The sequence below is a fragment of the Klebsiella sp. BIGb0138 genome, from assembly GCF_004342285.1.
GTDB lineage: Bacteria > Pseudomonadota > Gammaproteobacteria > Enterobacterales > Enterobacteriaceae > Klebsiella.
Genome location: NZ_SMCV01000002.1, coordinates 464,611 through 477,664 on the forward strand (window position 1 = coordinate 464,611; position 13,054 = coordinate 477,664).

The following is a 13,054-nucleotide window of genomic DNA, read 5'->3' on the forward strand; positions in this document are numbered from 1 at the left end:
CTACGTTATTTCTGCCGGGGGATATCAGTTAATTTAATTAACGATTACTTGCTCAGTTTTCTGTTAGCAAACCAGACAATTAGGACGACGAAGACAATAAAGCCGATGACGAATGACCAGTCATTCTGGAAAGCATGGCCTAATACCAGCCCCGTACTGATGACATCAGAGTCGCTGAAGGTCACACCTTTAAAGCCGAAGGACTCCAGCAGCGGCACCAGAATGGCGGGCAGCAGGGTGATAAATAACCCGTGTACCACGCCGCCGATAATGGCCCCTTTTCTGCCACCCATCGCGTTACCAAACACCCCGGCAGCCCCTCCGGCGAAGAAGTTGGTTAACAGGCCGGGCAGGATCATCGCCAGACCGAACATCGGAAAGACGATCATGCCGATAATTGACCCCACGGTAGTGGCGAGAAAGCCAACGATGACCGCGTTTGGCGCGTAGGGGAACAGTACCGGGCAGTCCAGAGCGGGTTTGGCATTCGGCACCAGGCGCATGGCAATACCACGGAAGGCTGGTACCAGTTCGTTCAGCAGTAAACGTACACCGCTGTACAGCACGAATACACCGGCAACAAACTGCATTGACTGCATAAAGGAGTACATAATGTAGTTAGTATCCCCGGCGAACTGCGCGATATAACCCGAACCGGCGAAGATTGCAGGAATGATATACATCGGCACCATAATCACCGCCATCGACAGGTAGGTATCCTGCAGGAACTTAAAGTTATCAGGCAGTTGCAGATCTTCGGTTGAGTGGGAGTTCTTACCGACCACTTTGGCCACTGCCGCCTGCACCAGATAGCCAATGGTGCAGAAGTGTCCCAATGCAATATCATCCGAATCAGTGATCTTACGCACGATAGGCTGCGCGATTGCCGGCATCAGCACCGCCATGATGCCGCCAAAGATTCCACCGGTTAGAATCAGAGAGGCCCCACTTAACCCGGCTTTATAACCAATGACGGTACCAATGGTTGCCATCCACAGCAGAGCCTGACCGGTCAGGAAGATATATTTAAACGGTGTAATACGGGCGATAAGGATGTTAACGGCAAAAATGACCAGCAGTGTAAGCGCGACTTCCGAGCCCAGCTCACGGTTAGCCACCCCGGCAATCGCAGCGACGTCGGTGATATACCCCTTCATACCAAAGCCTTGGGTGAAGATATCATTGAGGAAGGTCAGCGCCTCGACGATGATATTGATCCCGGCCATCATGATCAGGAAGCCAAGCAGGGTTTTAAAGGTCCCTTCAACCGTTTTCCCGAGCGATTTTTTCTGTAAGATCAGACCCAGCATTGCAATAAGCGCAATCAGTATCGAAGCCTGCCCTAAAAAATCTTTGACTATAAAATGAATAATAGCGTCCACGTAACACCTCACGATTACTTGTTTTTCATATAAGCAAGGATTTTTTCTTCTATCTCATTCTTATCCGTCAGTTTATTTAATATGATAACTTTTTTCTTTTGTTCCTCGCTGGCGTCGGCATTTAAAATATCGGCAAACATTTTTTGTGTAAGAATGAAATCATATTTAAAAGATGATGCTTCAGAAACCGTCGTATGATCGATATCGGCATCAATCTGTAACTTCTTTAATACTGCTTTCGCGCTCATCTCAATAGCAAAACTTGAGCCAAGGCCACAGCCACATACGCAGAGTACTTTAAGCATTTTAAATACCTCAGATAAGTTGAGTTAGTTTAGCCAGTTTGTAGATGTCGCTTTCTTGATCTACTAAACGTCTTTCAGAATCTTCAAGATCGAGCGGAATCGCTCTATTGTTGTTATTAATAACTATGATTTTATTAGTCAGACCGCTGTTGATACATCTCACCACTTCTTCAGCTAATATTGCACCTTCAATAATTTCCTCGCCGGTTGGCATCCCGCTTCTTAAACCATATCCTAAAATCGTTTTTCTGATACGAATACCAATCTTGTGCTCGATTTTGCCAATCATAGTATCAATCGCCCCCTGGAATCCTGGGGTATATTCTTTGGTGTAGCCTTCTGAGCAGAGGATTATCACGCTATTCTGCTGTTTTATTTTACATTTAATACGACTGGCCAGCTCGTCGATATCCCATATGGCTTCAGGAATTAAGGCAATATCGGCATTACTTTTCAGCGCGGCCTGAAGCGTCAGTTCGCCGCAGTATCCCCCTAGCAGCTCAATCATAAATACACGCCCCGGCAGCCCGCGCCCGGTATTACGTAGTTTGGCGACCTCAGCAATAACCTGTTCACAGGCGGTAGAAAACCCCACTGTATAACTGTTACCGGCAATATCATTATCAATCGTCATACCGATTCCGTAACAATTTATACCGTAGCCACTCAGATTCTTTAGAAACTGAAATGAACCATCGCCGCCTCCCATAATCAGACAATCCAGTTTTTTACTACGAATATTTTTAACTATTTTTTCGTAGTCAGATTTTCTGCATTTATCCTCTTTTCTGCCGGAAGAAACTAACGGCACGGCGGAGATTGAAAAATCGACTAAATCTCTGGTTGATATTTCCTTGGCACAGTTGCCGATCAAACCATTAATACCACCATCAAAAATAACAATTTCTGTTTCAGTCATTCGATTGATCTGAAAAAGAAAATTATTCATGCCGCTGACGTCGCCACCACTAATTACCAAACCAATTTTCATGGTGCCCTCAGGTTATTTACTCAGCTCTTAAGGTGAAATCGATTCTAATAGTGGGCATATTATTTTTTTTGAACCCCATCACATATTTGTGAGATTTCAGGGCTCAAAAGGTTATTGACAGGTTAAAAATACATAAAAAATTGTGATAATAATCACTAATATTTAGAGCGTTTTTAAAGCCAAATTTTTTAACCATATGTTTTTATTTATCTTTTTTGTTAGGCTCTATTTTTTAAAAAGTGTGTATTTTGCCAAAAAATCGGCGTATTCATTTTGTGATAAGTTTCACATTAAATACGGAGATGAGGGGAAAAGAACCGGGAAATAACCAGTGGATGAACGCTGGCAATAGCCAGGAGATACCACCGCGGGAGGGAAGTCGCAAGTGAAGAGGTTTTTTTACCCGGGAATGAACTATCGACCGACGGAACATAATCCCCTGTCAAGGTAGCGGCTTTACTACACCTGCAGATTACGTTAGCTCATGGGTTAAACGACAAAAAGCAAAAAGGGGTTACCTGTCGGTAACCCCTTTTTTTATTTGGCGGAAGCGTAGAGATTCGAACTCTAGAACCCTTTCGGGTCGCCGGTTTTCAAGACCGGTGCCTTCAACCGCTCGGCCACGCTTCCGGTATGGGGCGCACTATAAACACCTCGGCGTAGCCTGTAAAGCCCGATTTTGTTCAACTGCCTTAAAAACAACCAAAAATGCGTTATTCGTCTGAAATACAGGCAGTTTGCGTAAAAAATCAACGCCAATCGGGCGGGTGATGGTTAATGTTTTTTGATGTACATATCTTTCGTGAAATAGTAGCCCAGCTTATCCGGCGTAAATCCTCCCACCCACGGCTTCACCAGGTGGGTACGAACATAATGATAAACCGGCACCGCCTGGACATCTTTCCCCAGCAGATCCTCGGCCTGCTGATAGAACTGGCCACGGGTAACAACATCCGGCGCCTTAGCCGCGCTTTTTAACGCTTCATCATAGGCCGGGTTGCTGTACTGGCTGGTGTTTTCACTATCGCCGGTGCGGAAGTTATTCAGGAAGGTGGCGGCATCGTCATAATCAGCAATCCACGCGTAGCGCACCGCATCAAAATTATGCGTATGCATGGTATCGAGCATCGTCTTCCACTCTTGATTCTGCAGCTTCGCCTCTACGCCGAGGTTTTTCTTCCACATCGAACTGACGGCAATCGCCACCCGCTGATGTGATTCCGACGTGTTATACAGCAGATTGAATACCAGCGGATGACTGTCGCTGTACCCGGCTTCGCTCAGCAGCTTTTTGGCCTCGGCTATACGTCTATCGCGCGGCCAGCTGGCATAATCTGGATTTTGCAGTTTTACGCCGCCAATATCAGGCTGGCTGATCAACCACGCCGGACGCTGCCCCTGCCCCAGCACTTTTTCAGCGATGATGTCTTTATCCAGCGCCATATTCAGCGCCAGTCGGACCCGCGGATCGTTAAAGGGCGCTCTGGTGGTATTGAACTCGTAATAGTAGGTCGCCAGCTGCGGCGAAACGTTCAGCTGATCGCCCATGGTCTTTTTGAGCTGAGCGAACTGGTTAATCGGCACCGTATAAACGATGTCGATTTCACCGGCTTTATAGCGGTTAACGTCAGCCGCTTCCGAATGAATCGGCAGCCAGGTCACTTTATTGATGACGGTATGAGCATTATCCCAGTAGCGCGGGTTACGTTCGGCCACAATCCGCTCGTTGACCACCCATGCGGAAAGTTTATACGCCCCGCTGGTGACAATATGTTCCGGTTTGGTCCACTGCTCGCCAAAGCGGGTCACCAGCACTTTATCAATCGGGACCAGCGAAGGGTGCGCCAGCATCGCTAAAAACGCCGCGTTCGGCTGGGTTAATGTCACTTCAAAGGTGCTGTCATCGATAGCCCTGACGCCCAGCGTCTCCGGCGCTTTTTTGCCCTGCGCAATATCCTGCGCATTGACGATATGCATATTGCCCGGGTAGCTGGCATAAGGCGATGCGGTTAGCGGGGAAACCAGACGTTGCCAGCTCCAGACAATATCCCGCGCGGTGATGGCGGTCCCGTCTGACCAGGTCGCCCCGGGGCGTAAATGGAACGTCCAGACGGTGTTATCTTTATTTTCCCACTTCTCCGCCAGCCGCGGCTGAATTTCGCCCTGCGGCGAGACGCTGACCAGCCCCTCGAAGAGATCGCTGATGATATTGAACTCAACATCGCTCTCCACTTTATGCGGATCCAGAGATGCCGGTTCGCTGCCGTTATTTCTGACCAGTTCCTGCTTCTCTGCCAGCACCGTTCCCGGCGGCACCTGCGCGGCGAAAGCCGTGAACGTCGTACCGAGTAACCCGATGGCCAGTAATGCGCGTGTGAGGTGATTGTATTTTTGTAATTTCATATCCCTTGCCTTTGTTACACTTCATTTGTACCCTCTCCACACTTAGCCACAGAATGGCGATAACGCAATATTTTTCAGTAACCTATCAGATTCCGATCTGGTTCCTGACGCTAAACGCACAAACACACCGCCTTACCATCATTTATTAGAATAATATGCTGCATCATTACCTTGAGGTCTACGTAAAGATGGGTAAAAGCCCTATGGCTTCAGGCGTGGTTTTTTTATGCTTCATTATTAATTACATCTGTCATAAGAGAGTGACTCATGGATCGTATTATTACGTCGTCGCGTGACCGTTCATCGCTGCTCAGCACGCACAAAGTGCTGCGGAACACCTATTTCCTGCTCAGTCTGACGCTGGCATTTTCCGCCATTACGGCAACGGCAAGCACGGTACTGATGCTGCCCTCTCCGGGACTGATTCTGACCCTGGTCGGTATGTATGGTCTGATGTTCCTGACTTACAAACTGGCGAATAAACCGACCGGCATTCTGGCGGCGTTCGCCTTTACCGGCTTCCTGGGCTATATCCTCGGGCCGATGCTCAACGCTTACCTGTCAGCGGGGATGGGCGATCTGATCGGTCTGGCGCTGGGGGGGACCGCTCTGGTGTTCTTTTGCTGCTCGGCCTATGTGCTGACCACACGTAAAGATATGTCCTTCCTCGGCGGTATGCTGATGGCGGGCGTAGTGGTGGTGCTGATCGGTATGGTGGCGAACATTTTCCTGCAACTGCCGGCTCTGCATCTGGCGATCAGCGCGGTGTTTATCCTGATTTCTTCAGGCGCTATCCTGTTTGAAACCAGCAACATCATCCGCGGCGGTGAAACGAACTACATCCGTGCAACGGTGAGCCTGTACGTATCGCTGTACAACATCTTCGTCAGCCTGCTGAGCATCCTTGGCTTCGCCAGCAGAGACTAACCGCTCTCCTGTTCTTCTCAGGCCCTGCTTATGCGGGGCCTTATTTTTTGCTACACTGCCGCCAGTTTGAGCGGTATGTGACGAATTATGTTTATCTTTGAAGGCAACGAAATAGAGACCGATAGCGAAGGCTATCTGAAGGATACCACCCAGTGGAGCGAAGCAATGGCCGCGGTCATCGCCGGGCAGGAAGGGATTACCCTTTCCGTTGAACACTGGGAAGTGGTGCGCTTTGTGCGCGACTTTTATCTGGAATTCAACACCTCGCCGGCGATCCGTATGCTGGTGAAGGCGATGGCGAGCAAGTTTGGCGAAGAGAAAGGCAACAGTCGCTATCTCTACCGCCTGTTCCCGAAAGGCCCGGCGAAGCAGGCGACAAAAATTGCCGGCCTGCCTAAACCGGTAAAGTGCATCTAATAAAGAATGGCAAACTTTTGCCACTCTCTGCTGGGTTGATGGGGCTCGGTATTCACCCTGTCAACCCGCGCGCTGCGCGGTCCGCCGGCCTTCAGCCAGGCCACTAACGCCGCGACCGGCTCCTCCTCTCCGCAGGCCAGCACCTCCACGCTACCATCATCAAGATTACGCGCGTAACCCGTCAGCCCCAAACGTAGCGCTTCCCGCTGCGTCGAGTAGCGAAACCCAACGCCCTGCACGGAACCATAAACCCATGCCATTGTGCATACTGTCGCCATATTCCCCCCTTTCCGGGCAACCCCTTACGCTGAGAATAGCAAATTCTCGTCAACGTACATGCTTCGGCAGCAGACCATAGTGCTGACGAAAACGCGCGCTGAATCGAGAACCGGACTGATAGCCGCTGTTGAGAGCGATCTCGCCTATCGGCAGCGACGTCGATTGCAGCTGACCTAGTGCATGAGCCATGCGCACCTCTTCGACGATCTGGCGAAAGCTTTGCGACTCCTGACGTAAACGACGGCGTAGCGTCGACTCCCCCACAAACAACATCTTCGCCACCCGGGAAACGCTCCACGTTTCGGCGGGCGACAGCATAATAATCTGCCGGACCTGACCAGTCAGATCCTGCTGTCTTTCACTCAACAGCGGCCCGGCGTACCCTGCCTGCTGTAACGCCAGCAGTAACCCCATCGTCTGATGCTGCTGCATCGCCGCCGATAATTCGCCGCGAACCGTCTGCAACACGTTTTGCCACATAAACGCCAGCTCAGGGGTTATCGGCGCACATAATGAAGTCAGGCGGCCGGGCTGCGGCTCGCTCATGTAGCGGGTTTTAAAATCCGCCAGCAGGTCTGCCGTCAGCGAAAGCAGATCGGAACAAAACAGCCCGCTATCCGGCTGATTAATCACTTCCAGTTCGACGTCAGCGGGCAGAATGATCAGCTGCTGTGGCGTCGCCAGCATCTGGCTGACGCCCTGTACGATAATCTTACTCCCGCGATTAACCCGACACAGCGCCGGTGAAAACAGCCTGACGCGATGCAGTTTATATAATCGTCGGGAGGTAATTTCTGCCGCCGATAACGCGCTGTGATGAAAATGAATGTTCCGCATCTTCGTTCTCTTGAGGTCGTTTAGCGCCCCGCCATCGCCGTCAACTGCGCGCTGGCGATGGCATGGCCGTGCAGCTGAAAGCCAACTAACGCGCCGCTGGCCTGGGCATCTATCGGTAATGCTGGCGTATCCAGCGCCCACACCGTAAAGCGGTAACGGTGAGGCTTGTCCCCGGCAGGTGGGCACGCTCCGCCGAATCCCGCATAGCCGAAATCATTCCGCCCCTGAACCGCGCCGACAGGCAGTGTAGCGCTATTTTTATCCCCGGCACCAGCCGCCAGCTGAGAAACCGCTGGCGGGATATTGACTACCGTCCAGTGCCACCAGCCGCTGCCGCTGGGGGCATCCGGGTCATAAGCGGTCACCGCAAAACTCCGGGTTCCCGGCGGCGCATTTTCCCAGGCCAGCTGCGGTGAGATATTGTCGCCGCTGCAGCCAAAACCGTTAAACCGCTGTGCTATCGCCAGAGTGCCACCTTCACGTATGTCGCTACTGGTGACGCGAAACGGTGCAGCCGCCGCGCCGGTACCGCTCATCGCCATCATGATAGCCGCTAACCAGGATCCTGTTTTCATCGTATTTTCCTCCGTTGGGTGAGGAAACACTGTAAGATCGAGCGCAGGTTTTTATTGTGCCGAAGCGCCTGCGTTTTGTGCCGAAACGCTCACCCGCCGACGCAGGCGGAATGATGCTTGCGCCGGTCACTTGTGCTAACCTACGCGCCATTTTTCGGTGCCGACATTCCCGTTGCTTAAAGGTAGCCCCATGACAGACTCCATTTATCCCCGCTTAGTGTTAACCAAAGGACGCGAGAAATCTCTGCTGCGTCGTCACCCCTGGATTTTCTCCGGCGCCGTCGCCCGTCTGGAAGGGAAAGCCCGCTCCGGTGAAACCATCGACATCGTTGATTCTCAGGGGAAATGGCTGGCCCGCGGCGCCTGGTCACCCTCTTCACAGATTCGCGCGCGCGTCTGGAGCTTCGATCGTCACGAAGCTATCGACAACGCCTTTTTCGAGCGCCGCCTGCAACAGGCGCAGAGCTGGCGTGAATGGCTGGCGGCGCGCGACGGTCTTGACAGCTACCGCCTGATTGCCGGTGAGTCCGACGGGCTTCCGGGGGTGACGATTGACCGTTTTGGCAACTTTTTCGTGCTGCAGCTGCTGAGCGCCGGGGCCGAGTACCAGCGCGCAGCCATCGTCAGCGCACTACAAACCCTGTTCCCGGCCTGCTCCATTTACGATCGCAGCGATGTCGCGGTACGTAAAAAAGAAGGTCTGGAGCTGGCGCAGGGTCTGGTTACCGGCGAACTGCCGCCGGCGCTGCTGCCGATCGCCGAACACGGCATGCAGCTGTTGGTCGATATTCAGGGCGGTCACAAAACCGGTTACTACCTCGACCAGCGCGATAGCCGCCTGGCGACCCGCCGCTACGTTGCCGACAAACGGGTACTGAACTGCTTCTCCTATACCGGCGGTTTCGCCGTCTCTGCATTGATCGGCGGCTGCCGCCAGGTCATCAGCGTCGATACGTCGCAGGAAGCGCTGGACGTCGCCAGACAAAACGTTGAGCTGAATAAACTGGATCTGTCGAAAGCCGAATTTGTCCGCGACGATGTTTTTAAACTGCTGCGCAAATATCGCGATCAGGGGGAGAAGTTCGATGTTATCGTCATGGATCCACCGAAATTTGTTGAGAACAAGAGCCAGCTGATGGGCGCCTGCCGCGGCTATAAAGACATCAATATGTTGGCTATCCAGCTGCTGAATCCCGGCGGCATCCTGCTGACCTTCTCCTGCTCTGGCTTAATGGCGACCGATTTATTTCAGAAAATCATTGCCGATGCCGCAATTGATGCCGGACGTGATGTACAATTTATAGAACAGTTCCGTCAGGCTGCCGATCACCCGGTGATTGCAACCTACCCGGAAGGGCTGTATCTGAAAGGGTTTGCCTGTCGCATCATGTAACTTGAAAAGCGGAACATTGCCCGCATATAGCAGGTAATATGTTTCCCAGGAGGTGCCTATGATTGCCAGCAAATTCGGTATCGGCCAGCAGGTCCGCCATACGCTGTTGGGCTACCTCGGCGTGGTCGTTGATATCGATCCAGAATACTCGCTCGCGGAACCGGAAGAGGATGAAATTGCCGCCAATGACGAACTGCGGGCGTCGCCCTGGTATCATGTGGTCATGGAAGATGAGGACGGCCAGCCGATCCACACTTATCTTGCAGAAGCGCAGCTGAGCAGCGAAGCCAGCGATGAACACCCGGAGCAGCCGTCCATGGATGAGCTGGCCAGAACGATTCGCCAGCAGCTGCAGGCACCGCGATTACGTAACTAATGTGAAAAACCCCGCGATGGCGGGGTTTTTTGTTTATTTCGCCAGCCCTAAGCGCGGTATTTCAATCGCCGGGCAGCGATCCATCACCACGTTCAGCCCCGCGTCGCGCGCCAGGACGGCGGCCTGCTCATTAATCACGCCCAGCTGTAACCACAGCGTTTTCGCCCCAATGGCTATCGCCTCCTGCGCGACGCCCCACGCCGCGTCGGAATGACGGAAAACATCAACCATATCCACTTTTTCCGGTACATCGGCAAGGGTGGCGTAACCTTTCTGCCCCATCAGCGTCGTGCCGGCCACCTTCGGCGAGACCGGGATCACGTGATACCCCTGTTCCAGAAGATATTTCATTACCCGATAGCTGGGACGATCGGGTTTGTCACTCGCCCCCACCAGCGCAATCGTCTGTGTTGAGGTGAGAATGTCTGCGATATCGTTCTCTGTCATATTTTCCTCCCGCTATTTAGGCCAAGTGTAAGCTAATCCGGGTAAACGAGCCATTCCTCCTGATTAACGGATACGTCAAAAATTTTCACCGCGGCACTTGCAGCCGCAGTCACTTCCAGTAATCTGTCTGCTGGTCAAAATGTGGAATGAAATTATGGAACTGACGACACGTACGTTACCTGCGCGCAAACATATCGCGCTGGTTGCTCACGATCACTGCAAAGATATGCTGATGAAATGGGTGGCGCGCCACCAGGCGCTGCTGGCTCAGCACGAGCTTTATGCCACCGGTACCACCGGTAACCTTATCTCCCGCGCAACCGGGCTTGAGGTAAATGCGATGCTGAGCGGGCCGATGGGCGGCGATCAGCAGGTCGGCGCGCTGATCGCCGAAGGCAAAATCGATGTGCTGATTTTCTTCTGGGACCCGCTTAACGCCGTACCGCACGACCCGGACGTCAAAGCGCTGCTGCGCCTGGCAACGGTGTGGAATATCCCGGTAGCGACAAACGCCTCAACGGCCGACTTTATTATTCTGTCTCCGCACTTTAGCGAACCGCTCGATATCCTGATTCCGGATTATCAACGCTATCTCGCCGACCGCCTGAAGTAAGCCATGCTGGCGGACCGGCCGCCAGCGATTACGGTTTTCTCGCCACAGGAACATCAAGCTCTTCTAATATTTCGACAAACGGCGAAGGCCGCGCCTTGTTGAACAGCAACCAGACGCGAAGACGCGCGCGAGTGATGGCGACATACAGTAACCGCCGCTCTTCCGCATCCTGGAAATCTTCCGGTTGCGGCAACAGCGCCTGCTCCATGATGGATTCCCTGGCCGGGGCCGGAAAGGCATCGTCGCCCTCCTGCAGCCCGAGGACAATCACGTAATCCGCCTGTTGCCCTTTACTGGCGTGAATAGTCATAAAATCGAGCTGCAAATGCGGCCAGCGCGTCGCCGCTTTCTCCAGCGCATCGGGTTTCAGATGATGGTAGCGCGCCAGCAGCAGGATCCGCTGCTCCGGCTTCACATAGCCGCTAAGCTTATCGAGCAGCTCGTCGAGCTTATCGTCAGCCAGCAAGGTCACGGCCTTTTTATCTCCGGCCGTCAGGCTGTTCAACGGTTTGCTTAGCTGATGCGGGTTTTGCTGAATAAAACCGTTCGCCACTTCACCAATACGGCCATTAAAGCGGTAGGTGGTATCCAGCGCACAGCAATCCCCCTCGCCAAAATAGTGGTTGAAGGCGGTGGTCAGGGAGAGCTGCGCGCCGCTGAAGCGGTAAATAGCCTGCCAGTCGTCGCCCACGGCAAAGAGCGTGGTCTGCGTGTTCTGCCGGCGCAGTGCGGCAAGCAAGGCGGCGCGCTGCGGAGAGATATCCTGAAATTCATCCACCAGGATATGCTTCCACGGGCTGACAAAACGCCCCTTATCCAGAATATTAATCGCCTGATGTATCAGGCCGGAAAAATCGACCGCGTTTTCGTCTTTCAGCGCCGTTTTCCAGGCCTTAAGCAGCGGCGCCATCAGTTTGACGCGCTTGCCGAACAGATCCCGCACCTCTTCTGGCGCGCCGGCGATCATCTCCGCCTGCGATCCCCCGTGCATGCGCATCAGGCTGACCCAGCGATCGAGGCGGCTGGATATCCGTCGCTGTATTTTTTTGTCCTGCCAGAATTCACCGTCCGGTACCTGCCACGCCATCTCTTCTTCCAGCCACTGGCGCCAGCCTTTGGCCTGCGCCTTTTTCTCCTGGCACTGCAGGCACCAGTGTTTCAGCAACAGCGCCTGACGAGCGGCGCTATCGCTCTCCAGCCTGCTGATGGCCGGCACTTTTTTACTGCCCTGCTGAATAATATGCAACGCCAGAGAGTGGAAAGTGCGTGCCGTAATCTCTTCGCTGCTTAACCGTTCGTGGATGCGCTCATCCATCTCCTGGGCCGCCTGGCGCCCAAATGCCAGCAGCAGGATCTGGTCAGGCGCGGCTTCGCCTCGCGTTAACAACCATCCGGCACGCGCCACCAGCACCGACGTTTTTCCGCTGCCGGCGCCGGCAAGCACCAGCAAAGAGCGCTCGCCGTTAACCACCGCCCGCGCCTGCGCCGGATTAAGCGGCGATGATTCGACTCCGGCAAAAAAACCGCGGTATTGCTCCAGCATCGACGCTGTAAAAGCCTGATTATGCGCAAGCCGGGCTTCTTCCGTATCACCCAACCAGCTCTGGCACTGCTGCCACAGCTCACGGCAGTTCTCGAAAGCGTCAAGCCGGCTGGTGGGCATCGGCAGCCCTTTCAGCGCACGGCGTATTTTACTCTGCACGTCAGCGACCTGCTGGCGGGTCAACCACTTCCCTTCCGCGCTGGAACGAGCGACTTCCGCCAGCTGCTGGCGCAGAACATCAGCCGCAATGTCGCTCATTTCCGCGCTCCACTGCTGCCAGAGAGTATTCAGATGATGAAAGAAACGCTGCGTTTCGTTCCACTCGGTGCCATGCAAACGCACAACCTTGCTGTCCGGCAGCACAAACTCCAGCTCGCCCCAGACCAGGCCACGCTTACAATGAACTGACAATAACTGATTGAAAGGTATAAGATACTCATGGTTATCGCCGGAAACTTTTACTCCGGCATTAAGCAGTTGCACCCTATCGTAAGGGTGCTGTGCCATGCGTTTGCCCAATGTTGTCGCTTTAAGTTCCATATAATGCCGAATTTCAATCAGGTTGG

At 53.3% G+C, this 13,054-nt stretch carries 14 protein-coding genes and 1 tRNA gene; 5 read left to right on the plus strand and 10 right to left on the minus strand.

All coding sequences use genetic code 11. The features are described from left to right. Positions 1-44 precede the first annotated feature (44 nt). From EDF73_RS06615 to EDF73_RS06635, 5 genes are all read right to left on the minus strand, one after another. Complete coding sequence (locus EDF73_RS06615) at positions 45-1,382, minus strand: PTS sugar transporter subunit IIC (protein ID WP_132727401.1); 1,338 nt, start codon at positions 1,380-1,382, stop codon at positions 45-47. Positions 1,383-1,396: 14 nt separating this feature from the next. After that, positions 1,397-1,687 carry a PTS sugar transporter subunit IIB gene (locus EDF73_RS06620; protein WP_132727403.1) on the minus strand — a complete coding sequence of 97 codons (291 nt, stop codon included), beginning with the start codon at positions 1,685-1,687 and terminating at the stop codon, positions 1,397-1,399. 10 nt (positions 1,688-1,697) lie between these two features. Continuing rightward, positions 1,698-2,678, minus strand: a complete 981-nt coding sequence (locus EDF73_RS06625) for a 6-phosphofructokinase (RefSeq protein ID WP_132727406.1) — start codon at positions 2,676-2,678, stop codon at positions 1,698-1,700. A 542-nt stretch (positions 2,679-3,220) separates the two neighbouring features. Then, positions 3,221-3,308, minus strand: a tRNA-Ser gene (locus EDF73_RS06630). Positions 3,309-3,452: 144 nt separating this feature from the next. Next, positions 3,453-5,081 carry an ABC transporter substrate-binding protein gene (locus tag EDF73_RS06635; protein ID WP_132727409.1) on the minus strand — a complete coding sequence of 543 codons (1,629 nt, stop codon included), beginning with the start codon at positions 5,079-5,081 and terminating at the stop codon, positions 3,453-3,455. Between the two features lie 267 nt (positions 5,082-5,348). Here EDF73_RS06635 and yccA point away from each other — a divergent pair, with 267 nt between their 5' ends. Together yccA and tusE are read left to right on the plus strand one after the other, a co-directional pair. Next, the gene (yccA, locus tag EDF73_RS06640) at positions 5,349-6,008 is read left to right on the plus strand and encodes an FtsH protease modulator YccA (protein WP_004860189.1); all 660 of its coding nucleotides are present in this window, start codon (positions 5,349-5,351) and stop codon (positions 6,006-6,008) included. 87 nt (positions 6,009-6,095) lie between these two features. Then, complete coding sequence (gene tusE / locus EDF73_RS06645) at positions 6,096-6,425, plus strand: sulfurtransferase TusE (protein WP_132727412.1); 330 nt, start codon at positions 6,096-6,098, stop codon at positions 6,423-6,425. On the opposite strand, the gene yccX is transcribed toward tusE, so the two are convergent. The 3 genes from yccX to EDF73_RS06660 are packed head-to-tail and all read right to left on the minus strand — an operon-like array spanning position 6,422 to position 8,116. Then, positions 6,422-6,703, minus strand: coding sequence for an acylphosphatase (gene yccX / locus EDF73_RS06650; RefSeq protein ID WP_132727414.1), 282 nt, complete (start codon positions 6,701-6,703; stop codon positions 6,422-6,424). The genes tusE and yccX overlap by 4 nt on opposite strands. A gap of 49 nt (positions 6,704-6,752) precedes the next feature. Beyond that, positions 6,753-7,541: an AraC family transcriptional regulator gene (locus EDF73_RS06655; protein WP_132727417.1), complete on the minus strand. Its 789-nt coding sequence runs from the start codon at positions 7,539-7,541 to the stop codon at positions 6,753-6,755. A 20-nt stretch (positions 7,542-7,561) separates the two neighbouring features. Continuing rightward, a complete protein-coding gene (locus EDF73_RS06660) occupies positions 7,562-8,116 on the minus strand; it encodes a YbhB/YbcL family Raf kinase inhibitor-like protein (protein ID WP_132727420.1) in 555 nt (184 codons plus the stop codon). A 190-nt stretch (positions 8,117-8,306) separates the two neighbouring features. Between EDF73_RS06660 and rlmI the strand changes: the two genes are divergently transcribed. Continuing rightward, entirely contained in the window at positions 8,307-9,509 is a 1,203-nt protein-coding gene (gene rlmI / locus EDF73_RS06665) for a 23S rRNA (cytosine(1962)-C(5))-methyltransferase RlmI (RefSeq protein WP_132727423.1), read from the plus strand. A 58-nt stretch (positions 9,510-9,567) separates the two neighbouring features. Next, positions 9,568-9,885, plus strand: a complete 318-nt coding sequence (gene hspQ / locus EDF73_RS06670) for a heat shock protein HspQ (RefSeq protein WP_132727426.1) — start codon at positions 9,568-9,570, stop codon at positions 9,883-9,885. Positions 9,886-9,918: 33 nt separating this feature from the next. Here hspQ and EDF73_RS06675 read toward each other — a convergent pair whose 3' ends face one another. Further along, positions 9,919-10,332 (minus strand): CoA-binding protein, encoded by a 414-nt coding sequence (locus tag EDF73_RS06675; protein ID WP_132727429.1) that lies wholly within the window; start codon positions 10,330-10,332, stop codon positions 9,919-9,921. A gap of 154 nt (positions 10,333-10,486) precedes the next feature. On the opposite strand from EDF73_RS06675, the gene mgsA reads away from it, so the two are divergent. Beyond that, positions 10,487-10,945: a methylglyoxal synthase gene (mgsA, locus tag EDF73_RS06680; protein WP_132727432.1), complete on the plus strand. Its 459-nt coding sequence runs from the start codon at positions 10,487-10,489 to the stop codon at positions 10,943-10,945. A gap of 28 nt (positions 10,946-10,973) precedes the next feature. On the opposite strand, the gene helD is transcribed toward mgsA, so the two are convergent. After that, complete coding sequence (gene helD, locus EDF73_RS06685; protein WP_132727435.1) at positions 10,974-13,028, minus strand: DNA helicase IV; 2,055 nt, start codon at positions 13,026-13,028, stop codon at positions 10,974-10,976. Positions 13,029-13,054 lie beyond the last annotated feature (26 nt).